This window comes from Nostoc edaphicum CCNP1411, assembly GCF_014023275.1.
Taxonomy (GTDB): domain Bacteria; phylum Cyanobacteriota; class Cyanobacteriia; order Cyanobacteriales; family Nostocaceae; genus Nostoc; species Nostoc edaphicum_A.
Genome location: NZ_CP054698.1, coordinates 1,424,584 through 1,445,117, shown reverse-complemented (window position 1 = coordinate 1,445,117; position 20,534 = coordinate 1,424,584). Strand labels below are relative to the sequence as shown.

Here is a 20,534-nt window from a genome sequence, read left to right as displayed (position 1 = left end):
TATTACAAATGGTCAACTAAACTTGACAAATAAAGGCTGACAGTAGTCATAAGCAACACTTATCAAAGCAGCATGAGCGGAAAATAAAACGGGTTACTCGCTAAAATAATGGGGTGAAAATGAGAATCGCTCTTTTGGGGAGTAGAAAAAATAAGAGATTAGTTGCACAAATCAGGGTTGTCGGAATTAAGCCAGAGATTTGAGAAAGAGGCAAGGGAGCAGGGAGCAGGGGGAATGGTTCAGATGGGAATTCGACCCCATCTGAACGAGAACCACTTAGTAGAAGTGGGAGATTCAGACCTATGTTCCGCTACTCTACACAGCAGCAAGAAGGGGTGATTTCCCCCTGCTCCCTGCCCCGTTCCCCCTGCCTCTTCGTTGAGAAGCTAGCTACTAGATCGCGAAAGTCTTTACAATTCCCTTGTTGACTCAAAAAGTATTTCTCGACCTATGACGAATCAAGCTCCTATCCCGGTTATTGTCAACGGCGCTGCTGGCAAAATGGGCCGTGAAGTGATTAAGGCGGTGGCGCAAGCGCCTGACTTAAACCTAGTGGGTGCAATTGACCACAGTTTGGAACATCAAGATAAAGATGCTGGAGAATTGGCGGGTTTAAGCGAACCGCTGGAAGTGCCAATTACTAATCAATTAGAACCAATGTTGGGGTATGTAGCTGGCGACAGACAGTCTCCTCCAGGGGTGATTGTAGACTTTACTCATCCCGATTCAGTTTATGACAATATTCGCAGTGCGATCGCTTACGGTATTCGTCCTGTAGTTGGCACTACTGGGTTAAGTCCAGAACAAATTCAAGACTTGGCAGACTTTGCCGACAAAGCTAGCACTGGTTGCCTAATTATTCCTAATTTTTCCATTGGGATGGTACTGTTGCAACAAGCTGCGATCGCAGCCTCAAAGTATTTTGACCATGTAGAAATTATCGAACTGCATCACAACCAAAAAGCTGATGCTCCCAGTGGTACTGCCATTCAAACGGCGCAGTTATTAGGAGAATTGGGTAAAACTTTCAACCCTGCTCTTGTAGAAGAAACGGAGAAATTACCAGGAGCTAGGGGCAGTGTAGCAGACGAAGGGATTAGAATTCATAGCGTGCGCTTGCCGGGATTGATTGCCCACCAGGAAGTTATTTTTGGCGCAGCAGGACAGATTTATACTTTACGACATGATACGAGCGATCGCGCTTGCTATATGCCAGGAGTGCTACTAGCGATTCGCAAAGTCTTAGCGCTAAAGTCGTTAGTATATGGATTAGAAAAGATACTTTAAACTTTAAATACATTATTCAGCATTCATTACTCAGCACTCATGTTAGTACCACTGACTCGCCAGAAATTTGAACAAGTTGTCCCCCTAATTGCCACTGGTTTGCAGTACAAGTACTACTGGGGGAAGTTCTCAAATTTTTTGCAACGGCTGTTAATTTCTGTAGTTGCGGTAGTTGTTATTTTGCTTGTAACAGTCGTTTTCAAGCTTGAGTTTGCTTCAATAGTATTTGTGCTAGGGATAATTAGCGCATTTTTTTGGCTGTGGTATCCAGTGTTTCAAGCAAGTATGCGGAATTTACAATGCCGCCGTTATAAGTATGGCGGCTTTTTCCGTGGTCGAGTCTTAGATTGGTGGATTACAGACCAGTTGATGGGTAAAACCGAAACAGTCAACAACAAAGGCGAATTGGTAATTATAGAAAACCGAGAAAAACAAATAAATTTAGAGATAGGAGATGACACAGGATTTAGCGTTGAGTTTGTAGCACCATTACGTTCTGCTCACAAAGTTATTACTCGTGGTCAAATTGCAGAAATGGTAGTAATGTCAAATCGCCCAGATTTAAGCAGCATTGAAGAATTCAGCGATATATACTTTCCCAATAGTAACTTGTGGGTAAGCGATTATCCTTATCTGCGGCGGGATTTCTTTAACGAAGTCGGTCGGCGCTTGCGTGAAGACAAACAACAAAAGCCGCGTCGGCGGCGTCGTAGAGTAGAGGATTAATGAAGCATAGGCTTCTCTTGCAGACACGCGCAAGAAACATACCTACACTAATTAACCAGCTGCCTATTGTAGGCCTTTTAGTAGTTTGTTCTTAACTACAAGTCTCCCTTGGAAAGGAGGGAAACAATAAATCCAATTCCCTCCCCTTTGCAACTACGGTGTACACACAAGTCCTAAAAACCTAGCTTGATAAGCATTTCCTCGTTCCCAGTCTCCGACTGGGAATGCATTCATTGAGTCTCTGACTCAATATTTGACTAGAGGCAGAGCCTCTAAACAGGCATTCCTATGCTCTGCATAGGAACGAGATAAAACGAGATAAACGAAAGAACAATGAGAAATTGATCTTTTTTCAACTTGTGTGTACACCGTAGCCCCTTTGCAAGGGGAGGGTTAGGGTGGGATAAAACCTTCGTTAATCAGCTATTTCAGACTTGTGTACATACCGTAGCCTTTTTAAGGGGGGTTGTGAGAATTAATAAGTGCCTAAAATTACAGCCAACCACTTTAAAACATCCTCTGAAACTCGTTTCATCAAGACTGGCTGATTACTAACGAGAACATCCCACTTTTATCAGTTTCCCTTGCAAGCGATAAGTCACTGTCCCACAGACAAAACCTGCCGACTGAGGTTCTACATAAGTCCGCTTTGGTGGATTTTGTTTATCTAGCCGCAACTTCCAATCGCCAGAGATTTTTTCTAGAGTAGGATACTTACTTAAAAATTGTGAGTCTGCAACAATATCACGAGGGCCCTTAACACTTACCTTAGAACTATTGATGTAGATATTATAATCATAAACAACATTTGTATTTTTAGTATTATTATTAACCTGTTTTCCTGGAAAAGCATAGAGAATGTTCCTAAGAATTCTGACATCAGATGACGTATGAGCAAATATTTGCCCGCCATTAATTTCTGGACTTTGATTATTTAAAACAGCTGTGTTATTGACAATATCAACATGCTCACTCAAAAATGCATGAATACCTGATCCACCATTATTAAATGTAAGATTGTTTTGAACTAAAGTGTATCCTTTATATGCACCCAATTTTGAGTTATTCTGATCATTTCTTGTACTATCGATAATAATGCCATTACCGTCTGTGATCTTTCCAACTGCAATCCAAGGGATATACATACGATTGTTGTAAGACTTGTTGTTGGTAACAAACATCTTGTATCCCCGGTTGTTGTCAGAATTCCAATTGTTCAACATCGAAATGCCACTGCAACCATAAACGCTGTACCAGGCATTATCGAACACTACATTATTATCTATTGTTACGTAGTCCGATTCAATCGCTGAAATGCCTGCTCCTCCACACTTGTGTACCTTGTTATTGACAATACGTATATGGCGGCTATGACCATTTGTTCGTCCATCTACATTGATGCAATTTCCATTCGTCAGCGGGTTTAGTTTGTTAGTTTTCTGACTCATCGCATAATCAAGGGTTATATTGGCATTGTTTCCTATGACTTCTAGCCCGTTGATCTCGATATATGAAGCTCCATTTGAAACTAAGATACCGTTCCATGTATTGTGCTGAATTTTTGGTAAATGCCCAGGATATGCTTTATATTTAATCCATGCTTTTGCAGTTCCAGAACGTTTAATATGTACTACACTCCCAGCCTTTGCTGAATTTGTGTATACTCCATTCATAATCAATACTGTATCGCCAGGATTAGTTAGATTTGCTGCCCTTTGAATAGTTCTAAAAGCGGATGAAGTAGAGAGTCCGCTATTTTGGTCGTTTCCAGCACCACTCACATAGTATGTTTTCGGTGTTGCTTGAGCGCTGATTAGCTCACGGCTGGATAGGAGCATTTCCTTCTTAGTGGATATCTGATGGACGTTTTCAACTAAAGGTACTTTTATACTTTCTCCCTCAGCTAAAAGACTTAATAATACAGGAATTGCAAGATATGCGCTTAAACTGAAACCTTGAATTACCACAACAAAAGGCTCCTTGATATGCACTACTTAACAAAAATATCAGGATATCCAGTGATTTTGAATACTCTTTTGGATACAGAATACAATTGAGCCGACCTGACTAGCTTCCCCGATTTCCATCTTGTCCATAGGCTTGCCAAGCCAAGTCTACCAATCCATCAACGATCGCAGCTGCTACAACTGCATTCCCTTTGCGACTGTCAATTGTAATATGAGGCACTAGAGAGTCTTGTAAACGCTCCTTAGCTTCATCAGCATTTGCAAATCCGACTGGAGTCGCAATTATTAAAGCAGGTCTAATTTCCTCAGCTTCAATTAAATCTACCAGTGCAGTCAGTGCCGTTTGTGCTTGACCCACCACAAAAATACCCTCTGGATAACGCTTTGCTAAGGTTTCTATTCCCCATGCTGCGCGAGTTTTTTCTTTTTGGGGGCGTGTTAAAGCTTCCATGCTGCAATACAGCGGATTAGCAAAGGTGTTTTGAATATCAGATGCAATACCTACTTGTACCATCGGCACATCTACCACAATCGTGGTACGCGCGGCTAGTGCTGCGGCTCCAGCTTGCAAGGCACGCTCAGAAAAGCGAATCAAAGACTTATACTCAAAGTCAGCCGTGGCATAGATTACCCGACGCACAATCTCATACTCTGCGGGTGAAAAGACATGATCACCAATTTCACTATCAATAATTGCTAAACTTTGAGCATCAGTTACGTGCCATTCCATTTTTGTTGAGCTTCTCAAATATTAGCTTTCAGCTTATCAGCTTCAGAGAGTTAAGAGTTAGGAGTTATAAGTTAATTAAAAACTCCTAACTGCTCACTCATAACTCATTACTGGAAGAAGGCCGACTGAAAATAGGAGATAAGTAGGCAACCAAGACGCCAATGAGAAACCCAGAGATATTGCGAACTAGAGGTAACCAGTCACTTGTGCGTGTCACCACTGGCCCAATGCCAAAGGCAATAAACAAGATTCCCCACAAAGGTGAGAAAATTAAAGCCCATTGCCAAGCAAAAACTTGTCCTTTCTCGCGGGGTTGAGCTGCAAATCCACAAATCACCCCACCAATAACTGAGGTAATCAAGGTGAGAATCCACTGTTCTCGTGGCAGTCCGGGGACAACATTGCAACCACCCTTAATTAAACAGCCTTTAACCGATTCTAAAGCTTGCAGAATGGCTTGGTCTTCGCCTTGTTCGCGGACAAAGTACAAATTACCAAAACGGGTTTGCAATTCTATCCAGAAAGTCCGTGGTAAAAGCTTATAAACAGCATCGCCGACACTAAAACTGAGAATGTTACCGCCACGAGAATCGGCAACTAGTAAAATACTTTTGTCATCCAAGCCCCAATATTTTATAACTGCGCGACCTGGGGTGCGATCGTACTGAGTCAATACTCGCAGTTTCCAGCCCGTATCGGCTTCAAACTGCTCTAAATCTTTGACAAGCTTTTCTTCTTGCAGCACAGGCAGAGATTTAGCTAAGTCTACAACTGGCGTAAAGGTGTTAGGAAGTAACTCAGGATTGTCATAAGCCAGTGCTGGGGGAGAATGCATGACCCAAATTGACCCAGCCAGGAAAAATATTGCAATAGATACGAGAATTCGTCGCCAAAAACAAGATTGCATGGACGTTTTTATACAAATATCAACGGTAAAAGCGAACAGGTTGTTTTAAAAGAGTACTAGAAAAATGATAGTTCTTTACACTTGTTTACTTTACTCTAATCTAGGGGATCAAAGCAAAGGGTTTTTGGGGAGTGGGGAAGATGAGGGAACAAGGAGAATAACCAATGCCCCATGCCCCATCCCCTAATTCAATCTTTATCATCGAAATTGGTTTCCCAGCTAACAGCGTCGTTATAACCGTCATTAGCACGGTACACTTCTGTGTTTATCCGGCGATTTTCTTGCCTGGGCACTTCTCGTTCTCGCAACGTTAGTGGTGGTTTTTCATTGCTTGATAAGCGATCGCCTGTTCGCCTCGCAGCTTTTTGGCGCGTGAAATTTCTCCAAGCAGCTTTCACGCCAACAAAAATAGTACGTGTACCTACTTGCAGATTTTGAGCCTGTTTTCTGGCACTATCAAGACTTTGGTCAACTTGTTTCACTACTTGACTAGCACTTTTTACACCTTCGCCCACATCATCCGTTAAGTCAGTGATTTCTAAGCCAGTTACGCGGATGGCTTCTAGGGTGGGCGGTAATTCCCGTGAGAGGGTATCAAATAGCTTTTCTGCACTGCGAGCAGCGCGTGCTAACTCCTGCAAAGCCGGTATTGCCGCCACTAAAACCGCAGTCAAGCTTGTGGCGACTAAAAGTAAGGAAAGTCCCAACCAAAACAGGGGTTCAATCACGGTTGTATCATTTATGAGCGTTCTAATTCCTGGGGAAGCGAATCTGAGTCTTCAACAGATGTTTGTCGCTTCAAGACTTGGCTTTCTCGCTGACTGGCATCTACACCTGCTGCGATCGCTTCCCGTAATCTATCTAAAGTCTCATCCCAGTTTCGTAGTGCGCTAGCAGAAAGACGATCTGCCTGGATTTGCACACTCGTTGATAAATCTTCTGCCAATTCTGGGATAGCATTAGCAGATTTTTTCAAAATTTTACGCGTTTCGCGCCCTGTGCGTGGAGCGGCAAGCAAACCGGTCAAAGCACCGATAGTAGCCCCCAGCATCAAACCGCCAATAAATACTCCAGAACGGTTATTAGACATCTTGTTATTTCTCTCCTTACACCCATTTTAGGTGGGTTGTCTCCCCTTGCAAGACTCAACCGGTTTTATCCAGTTAATCTATCGTGACAAAATATCAGCCAGAAATGTTGCTTTTACTCATTAGTTCTGTAACCTTCTGCTGACGGAGACGCTCTTGCTAGCAAACTTAAAGAGTAAGGTATGAGAAGGGGGAGCGACGCCTGCGGCAGGCTATGCCTACACCAGAAGCTAATGCACCCTATGGGATCTTACTACGGACTTCTCTCAGTGTCCTTCGTCAGCCCTAATTATAAATGTTCATGTGAACCTGACATAACTCATTTTGCAACTGTTTTTTTCCCGGTTATTAACTCTAGCTTCGGAAAATAACGCTGCCAGATTTGCTTTCCTAGCAAAAGTAGACTGATAATTTGCCGCACTTGTTGAATTTGTATTTGTAGCGCTTGATTTCTCTGCCGTAAGTTATGGATATTCTGCTGACTGAGATAAATATTTTCGGGTGCTTTATTCAGTGCTGTATGGGTACAACTTTCATAGGCGGTTAATCTATCTGCTATGTATGCTAACTGCTGCTTGAGTTGCCACACCCGCCAAGCCACATACAGTAGTGTCATCGAAATGAGGGTGTTAATTATGACAACTAAAATTACCATTGTTTATCTTCAATATTAGCTTTGAGGAATTGTTATATATACTTTATTTGGCTCTTATTTAATGATTAAGAAACTAGATGGTGAAAATTTAGTGTAACAAAGGCTGATGGCTAAAAAAACGCCAATTTGCCAATTTTGCAACAACTATATGTCCACACCTCGCAAAACCACAGCTACAATTACTTTAGATTCACGACTCGGTTTGCGAAATCAACCCGTATGCTCAATAAGCCTCATCATTACTACGTCCCACTCCTTAGCCTGATAACCCTATTCAATTTGCGATCTTTGTGGTGTGTAAGCACAATGGTATAGCCCCTTCAACAGACGGTGATAACTACACTACACTCCTTGAAGGCTTACCAGCATCGTCTTTATTATTGTGCTCCTACCTCTACCAGTTTTCCAGCCTATTGCGTGAAGTTAACTAAATATTTTGCCTGTAAAAACCTCACTAATGGTTCACCAACCAAAAATTGCTGGGTGTGGGCTGAGGAAAAGGGAAAAGAGAGAGTCTATTAATTCCTCCTCCCTTAAGCTTTACCCTTTTCTCAGCCGAAGGCTTACCTGTCTCCCCTTAACCTCTTCCCTGCTGAAGACTTCCTCTTGCTATTTCACTAATACTTTACCGATAATGATTATCTTTTTTTATACATCCAGTAGGAGTTGAGGATGTCAAAAAAATCACCATTGAATAATTTCTTCCGAGCTATTTTTGTTACTTTGACAATTGGATTTGTTGGGTGTGGAAATCAAGCTGCAAGAACCACATTCACTCAGACTACCACCCAGGTAGACGAGAATCTTCCTCAAGTCGTAGCGACTACAAGCGTACTATGTGACTTGACCAGACAGGTTGCCGGAAATACAGTTAACCTCACCTGCTTAATTCCTCCTGCTGCCAACCCCAAATTTTATAAACCAAAACCGGAAGATCGTAAAGCCATTGAGCAAGCTAATCTTATTCTTTATACTGGTTATAATTTTGAACCAAATCTGATCAAATTAATTAAAGCGACTAAAAACCCTGCACCAAAAATAGCCGTTGGTCAACTGGCAGTGCCTAAGCCACAAAAACTTCAGACAGCCTCTAAGACTGTCACAGATCCTCATCTTTGGCACAATGCCAAAAGTGCTATCAAAATGGTGGAGGTAATTAATAGTAACTTGAGAAAATTAGAATCTAGTGATGCAGAGGCTTATACTAGCAATACCAAAAAAATTACCAATGAACTCACTCAACTAGATAGCTGGATTAAGTCAAGAATTGCCAGTATTCCTGCCAAACAACGCAAGTTAGTTACAACCTATGATGGACTGGGTTATTACGCCAAAGCATACGGTATTCCATTAGCAGGGGGATTACAAAGTATTAGTACTAACGAAAAACTGACAGCCGCACGAGTCAAAAATTTAGCTACAAATATTAAACGGGCTAGAGTACCAACAGTTTTTGCTAAGGTAGAAATTAATCCTAATTTGATTGAATCTGTAGCCACAGAAGCTGAAGTGAAAGTTTCTAACAGAAACCTGTATTCTGAGGGACTTGGAGAAGCAGGAAGCGACGGGGACACTTATCAAAAAATGATGATTGCCAATACACGCACAATTGTGGAAGGTCTTGGAGGGACATATTTGATGTTTCAAGCGAAAGCTACTAGATAGCAATAACATCAATTTAGTAATCCTATAAACCAATACAGTTCAGATAAGACCAAAACACTTGTAGAGACGGCGATTTATCGCATCTCGAAAACCCACAATTTTGTACACTTAGCCCTTAACTGAACCGTATTGGTTTTTAAATCTATTTTTGAAGATAAAATTCGGATTTTAAACGTTAAAAAAGATTGTTTTATTTAGACTTATCAAGTTTACATCACAATACTTCTCGGTCAGAAGTGTTGAACGGTAAGAAAAATCCGATAAAAATAGCCCAAAATATGGTATTTTTGGGCGAAGGCTTAAACTATATTAGTTTGATTGTGATTATAAATTCATTTCCCAAAATTGTCAAAGATATCTTGAAAAGCCTGCCAAAAAATGATTATCCAGTATTGAATAGTCGTCTATTCTTTGAGTGCTGGCTATCCTATGCTCTGGATAATAGCTTAACAAGTATGCGAGATTTATTTAAGAGATTAAACAATACAGGATTTGAGGTAGATATTTCTACTTTTTCTAAAGCAAATTTACATCGAAGCCAAAAAACAATTTCAAGGAATTTACCAAAAATTAAATGAATTAGTACAGAAGAAAATTCACAAAAAAATTACACGATAAATATGCTATTTGTCCTATTGATTCAACAATTATTACCCTGACAAGTAAATTGTTATGGGTTTTGGGTCATCATCAAGTCAAACTTTTTAGTTCTTTGAATTTAGCTACAGGTAGCCCAGAAGATAACTTGATCAATTTTGGACATGATCATGATTATAAATTTGGTTCCAAGATGATGTCTAGTCTCCCAACTAATGCTGTAGGGGTAATGGATAGAGGCTTTGCGGGATTAAAATTCATTCAAGAATTGGTACAAGAAAACAAATATTTTGTTTTGCGGATTAAAAAACAATTTCGTTACTAGAATTTGAGGATGCAACTGGATTAGTCAAAGTAGGTGCATCTGATGAGGCTATTGCCTATAGAGTCATTAATTTTTGTGATTTAGAAACGAAAACTGAGTTCCGCTTAGTGACTAATTTACCAAAGTCGGGAGATGCAGCTGTTAATGATGATGAAATTAGGGATATTTATCGATTACGTTGGGGAGTTGAACTCTTGTGGAAGTTTTTAAAGATGCACTTAAAACTTGACAAATTAATTACCAAAAACGTCAACGGTATCACCATACAAATTTACGTTAGTTTAATAGCTTATCTGATTTTACAGCTTTTATCTATTCCCGCACAATGGGGACATACACTATTAGATAAATTCCGCTATTTGCAATCTTGTATGTGTCAGAAAATCAGCTATGTTCATTGGTTTGAGGAGATGATGTTATGTTGACTAATTTAGCCTTTTTAGAGTTAGTGTAACTATCTATGTAAAGTTTTGTATCAGCATTCAACATTTCTGCTTCTCGGTTAATCACTTTTAACTCGGAATCGGGTTTGGGGAAAAGGTTAAAGGTTAAGGGGTAAAGGTTTTTTCTTTTCCCTTTCCCATTCCCCTTTTACCCTTAACCGAGAAGTATTGGTTTACACCACACCAATGCTTTCTTTTGCATCTCTTTGATTTCTACAAGCCGCACACTCGTGACTTATAGTCATGAGTTAGGCGCTCCATATTCTGTTAAAATTAATATATAGCGAAAACCAAGCTAACCTGAACCACGGCAACTAAAGATATGGGGTTCTACCGGGAAATAGATACTTTTGTATCGATCCTCTGGTGGGTAAAATCTTTAAGGTACAGAGGTTAAACATACTTAACTTTTTAGGTACTTGTTTAAAAGTCGCCATCGGTGCGCCGGAGACTTCAAAAATGCCTGTGGAGAACTTGTAAGACCTGGAGCAATTCAGGCATAGATCGTTGAAGCAGGAATCACGCGACTTCAAGTCGTGTGAGGTTCAAAAAACCATCTTTACCATCCATATATCCGATGATATCTTTAGGATAATGCTTCCCTAACTTACATTTTAATTCACTATATTTCTGTGCATCTTCGGGATGTGCAATCATGTAATCCCGAAACGCTAAGTGTCGTTCTACTTCCGATGATTTGGCTTTGAAGGTGTGGACATGATGCGTTCTTGTACCTGTTTCATTATCTTTACGGAAGAAACGGCGACCTGGAATACCAAACTCGCCCATTGCTTCATAACCTAATGCCTCCATGCCCAAAATACAATTATCTACTTTGGTGATGTTTTCAACTTCAATCAACAAATCAATAATGGGTTTCGCGTAGATATTTGGAATTGCTGTGCTGCCAATATGGTGAATAGCAACTACATTTTCACCTAGTATGAGCGCAACATCCTTTGATTCTTCCTCAAATTTACTGTGCCATGTGGAATCATGCGGCACTACTTCTACTTTCATCAGGATTTAGAAACAACTTTCTTGAATTTGAATCCAAAATTTACAATCCAAAATCTAAAATTGACTCACCATCCCCAAGTACCAGGAGCGCCTTTAAATGGCCCAACAATATCACTGGTTATCCAACCGCCGTAGAAGTTACCGGGTTGTGGTTGCACCTCTTCACTATTCACGTAGCATTTATCCATTAAATGAGCGTAAAAAGCTACGTAGTCTTTGATAGATTCAAAGGCTGGTGTGGGGTTGGGATAGAACCAACAAGCATTATGAACTTCTTTGTCACCCACTTGAATTTTGTAGTAAAAAGCACCTCCCTTCCACTCGCAAAAACTAGATTGTGGTGTCATCTGTAGATATTCCATTTTGATATCCGCAGGAGGAATGTAGTAAGAAGGAGGATGACTAGTTTCTAAAACACGTTTGGCGTTGTGGGTATCTACAATTATTACGCTATTAAAGATTATTTGGATATGTTTGCTTGTGTCCTCCAGACGAGGAGGACGGGGGTAATCCCAAACTGATTCTTGTCCGGGAGCGGGTTCGATGCGTTGAGAATTAACCATTTTAGATATCAGCAATTAGTAATGGCTTATATTTTTTAATATAAACCATTACTAATGCATTACTTATTTTCCAGTTTTTCACAATTTCCAATCTCAAATTTGTTTAACGCACCTCTTTAAGAGTATCAATTTGCTTGGTAAACAACTCAGTGAACAAACTAAGCACAGTCCGTTCTTCACGCACTTTTATATTGGCGCTGATAGACATACCTGATTGCAAAGTAACATTTTTACCCTTAATCACTAAGGATTGCTTATCTAATGAGATTTTTGCCGGGAATCTATAAAACTGATGGGTTTGGTCTGGCGGTAATGCGTCTGACCCTATGTCACTCACTTCCCCTTTGATATCGCCAAACTCGCTGTAAGGAAAGGAGTCAATTCTGACATCTACCTTCATGCCTTTCCGTACAAAACCGATATCTTTGTTGGTGATGAAAACTTCAGCTATATAGTTTTCATTGGGGACAATTTGCAGCAGTTTCGTAGTCGGATTCGCTACAAAACCAGGGTTTTTTGCTTGCAAATCAAAAACTGTTCCAGCTACAGGTGCGCGGAGTTCTTGATATCTAACGTTTAACTGTGTTTGAGATATTTTACTATTGACATCTGCTAAACGCTGTTCATTATCTAGAAGAACTTTCGTGAATTGACTATCGATTTCGGCAATGCGTTTTTTGTTATTAGCTATACTGTCTACAATGTTTTTATCAGAAACAGCTACAGTATTACTTAGCTCTTGCCGTCCTTTTTGAATATCAAACTGGAGGCGTTTTTGTTCTTCACCTAGTTGTGCTACTTCCGCCGCGAGTGTTTGTACTTGTTGTTGTTGGTTGAGATATTGAAGCTGAGAAATACCGCCTTCTTCTGCTAATATTTTAAGTTTATCTAAAATCTGCTGTTGGATTGCTAAACCTGCTTTAGTATCTTCTAGTTTGACTTGGTTTTGAGAAAGTTGTTTCTTGGTTTTCTCTATTTCTAATTCTGCCGCAGCTGATCGAGAATCTAACTCTCTTTTGGCAACTTCTAGACGTTGCTGTTCATCAATACCTAGTCTAGAATCTTGACCAGAATTTTTGAATTGAGTTCGCAATAGGTCATTTTCTGCTACTAGTGCTGCCCGACTTTTCAGCAGAAAAGCAGTTTCTTGTGGCAAATTACCGCGCAAAAATAACAGTTCTGATCCTGTAGCGTTACTCGCTCCCATTAATCGGCGATAAATCTGGTTTTCTTTAATTAATGCAATGCGAATCTGGTTCAAAGAATTTAATTCAGCAACAGGGGCTATGGAATCAAAGGTCAGCAGCAAATCTCCTGGCTTTACCTCTTGTCCATCTTTGACATTAACTGTTTTTACTACTCCACTAACAGGAGCCTGAACTTCTTTGATTGTTCCTTGTGGCTTTAATTGCCCTGTTGCTGGCACTACTTGCTCAATTTTCGCAAAATAAGCCCAAGTAATTCCAAAGCAGGCTAAGGCCATAAGAGTAACCATGATTGTACGCGACCAAATTGGAGATTGGCGCAAGACAACAGATTGCTCAAATTCTTGAGCACTTGAGTTAATTAAAGACTCTTGATCAGCTTTCTGTTGTTTTGTAAGTATCGGTGAATCTTGTTTAGATCCATTTTTCTGATTGCCGTTTTTTTGATTACCGTTGAGATGATTCCCATTAAGTTGAGTCATAACGATTTTGGATTTTGGATTTTAGATTTTAGATTTTTTTGTAGGGTGGGCAATGTTTACCGATGCCAAAAACTTTTGCCCACAACTAATGACTAATTACAAGTTCACATCTTGTTGCTGATATAGATAATAATAATGACCTTTAGTAGCCATTAATTCTTGATGGCTGCCTTGTTCTATAACCCTGCTATTATCCATTACGACAATCATATCTGCGTTACTCACGGTGTTCAGGCGGTGAGTAATAAAAAATACTGTATCACCCTTAAATGCTTTGGCTAAATTCAGACAGATTTGCCGTTCTGTGGGGTAATCTAGGGCGCTAGTTGCTTCATCTAAAACTAATAATTTTGGTCGTTGTAAAACTGAGCGAGCGATCGCAATTCTTTGTCGTTGTCCACCTGAAAGTGCCGAACCGCGTTCTCCCACGCGTGTGTTGTAACCGTTGGGCAAGTTCATGATAAACTCATGGGCGCAAGCAACCTGAGCCGCTTCGATAATTTCTTCGGTTGTCGCATCGGGATTAGTTAGAGCAATATTTTCCTGAACACTGCCATCAAACAACAACGTTTCTTGGGGAACTACACCAATTTGTCGTCGCAGTGAATAAAGCTCCACTTTGGCGATATCATAACCATCAATCAAGATTCTGCCAGACTCAGTTTCGTAAAGTCTCAGCAGTAATTTCATCATCGTACTTTTACCAGATCCACTTTGCCCGACGATGCCGATAAATTTCCCTGGTGCAAATTCGAGATTGACATTAGAAAGTTGCAGAGGGCCACTTGTACCAAAACGGAAGGAAACATTTTCATATTTCACTGCTCCCTTAATCGCAGGTAAGGGTATGTTGTAGCGGTCTGTTTCTCCTTCTTGTGGTGTATCGACAATATCGCTTAAACGCTCTAGGGACAAGGCAGTTTCTTGGAAGCTTTGCCAGAGTTGAGCTAAACGCAATATGGGGCTGGTGACGTAACCCGATATGATTCTAAAAGCAATTAATTCACCTAAAGTTAATTCCCCTTGAAGTACTAGATAAGCTCCTACCCACAAAACTAGTAAACTGCTGAGTTTGTTGAGAAAGTTACTGGTAGAGTTCGCGAGGGTAGAAGTTACAACTGTTTTAAAACCAGCGGCGACAAACCGAGCATAACGCTCTTGCCAGGAAAAGCGCGATCGCAATTCGATATTTTGCGCTTTAACTGTTTGAATTCCTGACATCACCTCCACTAAATAAGATTGTGTTTCGGCGTTGCGTTCGGCTTTGGCGCGTAACTGTCTACTAATTGTGGGAGAAGCAATTAAGGTGATCACGATAAACACAGGAATTGTGCTTAAGCCTACCAAGGTGAGTTGCCAACTGTAAATCAGCATTACACCGATATAAACCACCGAGAACAGAGCATCTAACCCCACCGTTAAGGCAGTACCTGTCAGGAATTGGCGGATATTTTCTAGTTCGTTGATACGAGTAGAAAGTTCACCCACCGGTCGGCGTTCAAAATAACGCAGCGGTAAACGTAGTAAGTGGTCGATGATTTGTGACCCTAACCCCATATCGATCCGGTTAGTGGTATCTACAAATAAGTAGGTTCGTAAGGTAGTCAGGACTGCTTCAAATAGCCCGACTACTAATAGTAAAATCCCCAAAATATGTAGTGTACCAATACTATTTTGAGTGATAACTTTGTCGATAATTAACTGGACAACTAGCGGATTTGCCAACGCCGCCAACTGCACGAAAAAGGAAGCAATAAAAACCTCTATTAAGACTCGCCGATGCTTTGACAAATAGGGAATAAACCACCGTAAACTAAAGCGTTCTTGGGGTGTTTGGTTGGTAGCAGTAAGCAGTAATACTCTCGCTTGGGGTGGAAAGTTGGTTGGATCAACATCTAATTGTTCAACCAATTGAGCAGGTTTACAACGCACAATTCCTTTAGATGGGACACCCACTACCACGGTATTTGCATCCGCTGCATATAAAACTGCAAAATTATCACCATAGCGAATCAATGCTGGTGTAGGAATGCGGGTCACTGAAGCAACTGGTATATCTACTAACTGCGCCTTAAGTCCGATTAACTCCGCCAGGTAAGCAGTAACTTGAAACGATATGGTACCCTGACGTTTGACTTGCTCGGTCAAGATGCGGCGAACCACCTCTCGGCGAAACGGCATTTCTAGGTGCTTTGCGACCATTTGGAAACAGGCGAAGGCTGTATTTAGTTCTCCCTTACCACCAAAAAACGGGTATTTCTGTTTTGACGAAATATTTGAGGTCTGGGGGGCTGTCTGTGGAACTATTTCGTCTGATGCATAAGGTATATCTAATTCATCTTCATCTTGGGTATCTAATTGGGTGTTACTTACCGCAAGTACTATCTCATGGCTATCTTCCAAGATCAAATCTGAGGGATGTATACCAAGCAAGCGTGCGGGATTTTGACCTATGACTTGAATTTTGTCTCTGTCATCATCCGATTCTACGCGATCGCCAGGTGATAAATTTGTGACTGTCCCACCGCCACTTACAAACCAGACGCCTTCGCTATCCAGTTGGTTAAATGAAGTTTTCCCTGGGGGTAAATATTGTACTTTCGCCTGTGGTAAAGCTTTTTCTGCCAGTTCTCTGAGGTTTAAAGTCGCGATCGCTTGTTTTTGCCAATAGGAACCGAGAATATCGAAAACTTCTACCAAATAACTGCGGTTCTTACGAGCTTCGGCAAAAGCTGGGTATGAAGCCAGAAAGCTAAAATATGCTGATGCACTCAAGGTTAAACAGACTACTTCGGTAGAAGCGATCGCTGTTTCACAGGCGATATCGCGCAACAAACCAATTTCGCCAATAATTTCCCCTGGTTGCAGTAATTTTAGGGTAATTGGCATTTGCGTCTGGGGGTCGTATCCTAACAGGCGCACTTGTCCCTCATAAATAATGGTGATGCGTTCTGGAAGACTTTCTTTACCGATGATTTTCTGACCTATGCGATATCGCCAAGCTTGCAGCTGTTCTGATAAATTAGCGATCGCTCCATCTGGTAACTGCTCAAACCCTTCTAGGGTGGTAAGAAATTCGGGAAAAGTGTTCTTAATATAAGTCATATAAAACAAGTTGAAGGTAAAAGTGAGGAATAAAGTCGAAAATATTAGGGAGTATCTCTTTTACTAACAGTGGCAGTGTTTGGTTTTATGCCAGCAGCAGCAAGACTTTTGTGGTATTCAGTGTGACTAAATATGTAAAAGCACGGTGGTTAGTTTCGTCTAATTAAATACCTGCTTTCACATCACAAAGTTCCTACTGCTATGCATTGTTCAAAACCAAGGATAGTATAACTAGATCGAGGACAAGTTATTACTTGGTTAACACTACAGAATTTATACAAGTTTAAAATCAATATTTAGCATTGCAAGTATGCAAGATGGATACTTATCATCAAACCAAGATACAGAAACGCGGTTGTTAAACTTAGCGTTGCTTATTTTAATTTATGATAATCAACATGAAAATATCACAGATATTTTCCTAAGTAAATACCCTAGTCAAGAATTATGTAATAAAAAAAACTTTAAATTTCTGAATTATTTTTTACAAATTCTTGGATAGTAGGGATTAACAGTATCACCTATGGCAAAAGACAGTGAGCTTTCCTTGATAAACACTGCTATACCCGATTATGAAAGAATTCTCCATCACTTTTTTGCTAGCTTAATTTAATAAAAATTAACTGAAAAAGTAAAGGTGAAGATTTTTTGTCACCCTAGAGGAATCAACCATTAAATTTATGAAGGAAAGACAATAACTGCCTTCAGTAAATTCACTAGTTTAATTAATATCAAGCCAATTTAATTGCTGTACATAAAACAACCCCACCCCGCAACCGGGATGAGGTTGTTTGATTTTACTAAGTAATTACTCGTGTTTAATACTAGGCAGGATTAACACTCAATTTTACCTGCACAATCACATCGTTGTAATCTTTGTCACCACCATTTGGCAAATCCTCAAAACCAAAGGTATTATTTCCCAACAGTCGAATGTGATCTACTTTATCTGAGTTAGCGCCCAAGAATGAGAAGTAAACCTTCTTATTGCCATTGCCATTGAGAATAGCATCGGGTTTACCATCCACAATAATAAATGGTGCAAACAAAGAATTCGGACCGAAAGTGCCAGTGTAATTTGCAGTACCTTGGTTGTCCGCTACCAAGTCAATGCCTGTAACACGCCCACGCACAGCGGCTTGGGCGTAACCAGCCTGACCAACGAGAATATCTGCTTTGCCATCACCATTGGTATCAATACCACCATTCTCATCAGCCACCTGATAGAAGCCGACAAAGTTGTTGTAAGCTGCTTCTCTGTTGACTGTAAACTCGGCTGTTACTAACTGCGTCACACTTCGTAAATCAATCAGTTCACCTTGATATTTGCCTTGCAAACCAGTACCTAAAGATACCTCTTCTTCTGTTGTCTGAACTGTCACAGTGAAATCCTTGAAGTTGAGAGAAAATCCTTCCTCTTCTGTGTTGTTACTTGTAGCTGAAGAAAAAACCACACTTGAGAAAGAACTTTTTCCAGACAGTACAGCCTGAGTAGTACTGTTGGATATCAGATAGAATCTGAGCTTCGTACCAGACTCGAATTCTAAGATATTTTTCAGATCGGCGTTCTTAAAACCCTTGGGAAGTTTAGCAATGGAGGAGAAAATTACCTTTGAACGCTCTAGAGCCACTCGCGTATAACCCTCTGCACCAGGGGCTATGCCGTTAATTCTACCTTCATCATCGTCAACAGCAAATACACACAGTTCATTCACCTCTTTAGAATTGTTGTTTTTAATCTTAAGAGAGAGCTTTCCTTTACGACCCTTAACTTTACTGTTGACGATAAAGATATTCTGAGTAATATTGACTAGTTGGAAAATTGTTGTTATTTGGGTATTTGTAGTAGACCCAAAGTCATCAATATCATTTTTAGCGATCGCAAGTTTAAACACATCACTGGCTTGATCTCCAGTAATATCTTTGGCGGTAACTTTGATACTTAAACTACCCACATCTTTATTTGTCGGAGTGCCACTAAAGCTATTGGTAGCAGGATTGAAGTTCAACCAAGTGGGTAGTAGTTCATCATTTTCCAGGGTTGCAGTGTAGCTGAGAATATCTTCGACATCCACATCCGTGAACGTGTCATCTGGGATAGTGAAGTTGAAAACACTATTTTCACTAACTTCTTGGTCAGCGATCGCCTTGGACAAGACTGGCACATTGTTAGGAAGGCTATTAAACACCGCAACTGCCGAGTCATAATATCCAGCTGCATAGACGAATTTGCTGTCGGGGCTAACAGTGACGAAGTAAGCACCATCAACACCATCAACACCATCAACACCATCTTTTTGAACTTTTAGGAAACTCAGCTTGCCTGTTTTTGCATCCCGTCCAAACACCGCTACTGCCGAGTCATTAAATCCGGCTGCATAGAGGAATTTACCGTCGGGACTGACTGTGACAGACTCAACATTAGCAAGCCCATCAACACCGTCTATGCCATCTTGTTTAAATTCTACGAAACTCAGTTTGCCTGTTTGGGAATTCCGTGCAAACACTGCTACTGCCGATTCATTATATCCAGTGGCATAGAGGAATTTACCGTCGGGGCTGACTGTGACGGACTCGGCACCATCAAGCCCATCAACACCGTCTATGCCATCTTGTTTGAATTCTACGAAACTCAGTTTGCCTGTTTCTGCATCCCGTCCAAACACCCCTACTGCCGAGTCATCATATCCAGCTGCATAGAGGAATTTACCGTCGGGACTAACTGTGACGGAGTAGACACCACCAAGCCCATCAACACCGTCTGTGCCATCTTGTTTGAATTCTACGAAACTCAGCTTGCCTGTTTGGGCATCCCGTGCAAACACTGCTACTGCCGAGTCATCATATCCAGATGCATAGAGGAATTTACCGTCGGGAGTCACTATGACGGATCTAGCACCACCAATCCCATCAACACCGTCTGTGTCATCTTGTTTGAATTCTACGAAACTCAGTTTGCCTGTTTGGGCATCCCGTGCAAACACTGCTACTGCCGAGTCGTCATATCCAACTGCATAGAGAAATTTACCGTCGGGGCTGACTGTGAGGGACTCAGCACCAGCAAGTCCATCAACACCATCTATGCCATCTTTTTGAAATTCCACAAAACTCAGCTTGCCTGTTTGGGCATTTCGCGCAAACACCGCTATTGCCGAGTCATTATATCCAGATGCATAAAGAAATTTACCGTCGGGAGTCACTATAACGGATCTAGTACCAGCAAGCCCATCAACACCGTCTATGCCATCTTTTTGAACTTCTACGAAATCTGGAATTTTGTCTGCCATATTCTTAACTGATTAATACTTACTATTTGTTCGCCCTAATTTATGAGATCAAATCAGTATTTGACTTCAGTATATTCACTAACTTAGTTAATATTTAAGTTCAGTCTAATAGCCCAGAATTAAACAATCCTACCCTTGACTAGAATGAGGTTATTTTATTTGGTTAAGTGATTCTTTAAATTTAGTTTCTGCTAGTAAAAATAAAATTTTTTGTTAGCAAAGTAGGAATGCACAATACAACTTATTGTCTAAATCAGGGTGATCTCTCAATAGATTGAGTAAAGCCCAGCTTATGGTTTATGCAAAGGCTTCATTGGCGATCGCATCTATATATATATGGTTGAAGTTATTACCCGCAAATGAAACAACCCCATCCCGCAAGCGAGATGAGGTTGGAAAGCTATCACTAAAGGACAATTCAGAAATAACTTTGATAGTCTACTTAAATTCGGAGATTCAGAAGCAAAACAGGCTTTATATCT

Annotated in this window: 14 protein-coding genes and 1 pseudogene; 4 read left to right on the top strand and 11 right to left on the bottom strand. The window is 40.6% G+C overall.

Annotated features, from left to right (window positions below):
* Positions 1-450 precede the first annotated feature (450 nt).
* Entirely contained in the window at positions 451-1,287 is an 837-nt protein-coding gene (gene dapB, locus HUN01_RS08670; RefSeq protein WP_069072878.1) for a 4-hydroxy-tetrahydrodipicolinate reductase, read from the top strand.
* Positions 1,288-1,326: 39 nt separating this feature from the next.
* Positions 1,327-2,013: a phosphate ABC transporter permease gene (locus HUN01_RS08665; RefSeq protein WP_181930926.1), complete on the top strand. Its 687-nt coding sequence runs from the start codon at positions 1,327-1,329 to the stop codon at positions 2,011-2,013.
* Between the two features lie 551 nt (positions 2,014-2,564).
* On the opposite strand, the gene HUN01_RS08660 is transcribed toward HUN01_RS08665, so the two are convergent.
* From HUN01_RS08660 to HUN01_RS08635, 6 genes are all read right to left on the bottom strand, one after another.
* On the bottom strand, positions 2,565-3,980 hold the full coding sequence (locus tag HUN01_RS08660) for a right-handed parallel beta-helix repeat-containing protein (RefSeq protein WP_181930925.1): 1,416 nt from the start codon (positions 3,978-3,980) through the stop codon (positions 2,565-2,567).
* A 100-nt stretch (positions 3,981-4,080) separates the two neighbouring features.
* On the bottom strand, positions 4,081-4,710 hold the full coding sequence (locus HUN01_RS08655; RefSeq protein ID WP_181930924.1) for a precorrin-8X methylmutase: 630 nt from the start codon (positions 4,708-4,710) through the stop codon (positions 4,081-4,083).
* Positions 4,711-4,807: 97 nt separating this feature from the next.
* A complete protein-coding gene (locus HUN01_RS08650; RefSeq protein WP_069071856.1) occupies positions 4,808-5,617 on the bottom strand; it encodes a TPM domain-containing protein in 810 nt (269 codons plus the stop codon).
* Between the two features lie 188 nt (positions 5,618-5,805).
* Positions 5,806-6,345 carry a DUF948 domain-containing protein gene (locus HUN01_RS08645; RefSeq protein WP_181930923.1) on the bottom strand — a complete coding sequence of 180 codons (540 nt, stop codon included), beginning with the start codon at positions 6,343-6,345 and terminating at the stop codon, positions 5,806-5,808.
* Positions 6,346-6,356: 11 nt separating this feature from the next.
* On the bottom strand, positions 6,357-6,707 hold the full coding sequence (locus tag HUN01_RS08640; RefSeq protein ID WP_181930922.1) for a YtxH domain-containing protein: 351 nt from the start codon (positions 6,705-6,707) through the stop codon (positions 6,357-6,359).
* Positions 6,708-7,024: 317 nt separating this feature from the next.
* On the bottom strand, positions 7,025-7,360 hold the full coding sequence (locus tag HUN01_RS08635) for a hypothetical protein (RefSeq protein WP_181930921.1): 336 nt from the start codon (positions 7,358-7,360) through the stop codon (positions 7,025-7,027).
* A 672-nt stretch (positions 7,361-8,032) separates the two neighbouring features.
* Between HUN01_RS08635 and HUN01_RS08630 the strand changes: the two genes are divergently transcribed.
* Both HUN01_RS08630 and HUN01_RS08625 read left to right on the top strand, forming a co-directional pair.
* Positions 8,033-9,025 (top strand): metal ABC transporter solute-binding protein, Zn/Mn family, encoded by a 993-nt coding sequence (locus HUN01_RS08630; RefSeq protein ID WP_181930920.1) that lies wholly within the window; start codon positions 8,033-8,035, stop codon positions 9,023-9,025.
* A 320-nt stretch (positions 9,026-9,345) separates the two neighbouring features.
* A pseudogene (locus HUN01_RS08625) lies at positions 9,346-10,372 on the top strand (IS4 family transposase).
* A 537-nt stretch (positions 10,373-10,909) separates the two neighbouring features.
* On the opposite strand, the gene HUN01_RS08620 reads toward HUN01_RS08625, so the two are convergent.
* From HUN01_RS08620 to HUN01_RS08600, 5 genes are all read right to left on the bottom strand, one after another.
* Positions 10,910-11,410, bottom strand: coding sequence for a GrpB family protein (locus HUN01_RS08620; RefSeq protein ID WP_181930919.1), 501 nt, complete (start codon positions 11,408-11,410; stop codon positions 10,910-10,912).
* 65 nt (positions 11,411-11,475) lie between these two features.
* A complete protein-coding gene (locus HUN01_RS08615; protein WP_181930918.1) occupies positions 11,476-11,973 on the bottom strand; it encodes a DUF427 domain-containing protein in 498 nt (165 codons plus the stop codon).
* Between the two features lie 103 nt (positions 11,974-12,076).
* Positions 12,077-13,660, bottom strand: a complete 1,584-nt coding sequence (locus HUN01_RS08610; RefSeq protein WP_181930917.1) for a beta-barrel domain-containing protein — start codon at positions 13,658-13,660, stop codon at positions 12,077-12,079.
* A 96-nt stretch (positions 13,661-13,756) separates the two neighbouring features.
* Positions 13,757-16,765 carry a peptidase domain-containing ABC transporter gene (locus HUN01_RS08605; RefSeq protein ID WP_181930916.1) on the bottom strand — a complete coding sequence of 1,003 codons (3,009 nt, stop codon included), beginning with the start codon at positions 16,763-16,765 and terminating at the stop codon, positions 13,757-13,759.
* An 824-nt stretch (positions 16,766-17,589) separates the two neighbouring features.
* Positions 17,590-20,052 carry a beta-propeller fold lactonase family protein gene (locus HUN01_RS08600; RefSeq protein ID WP_181930915.1) on the bottom strand — a complete coding sequence of 821 codons (2,463 nt, stop codon included), beginning with the start codon at positions 20,050-20,052 and terminating at the stop codon, positions 17,590-17,592.
* Positions 20,053-20,534: the final 482 nt, after the last annotated feature.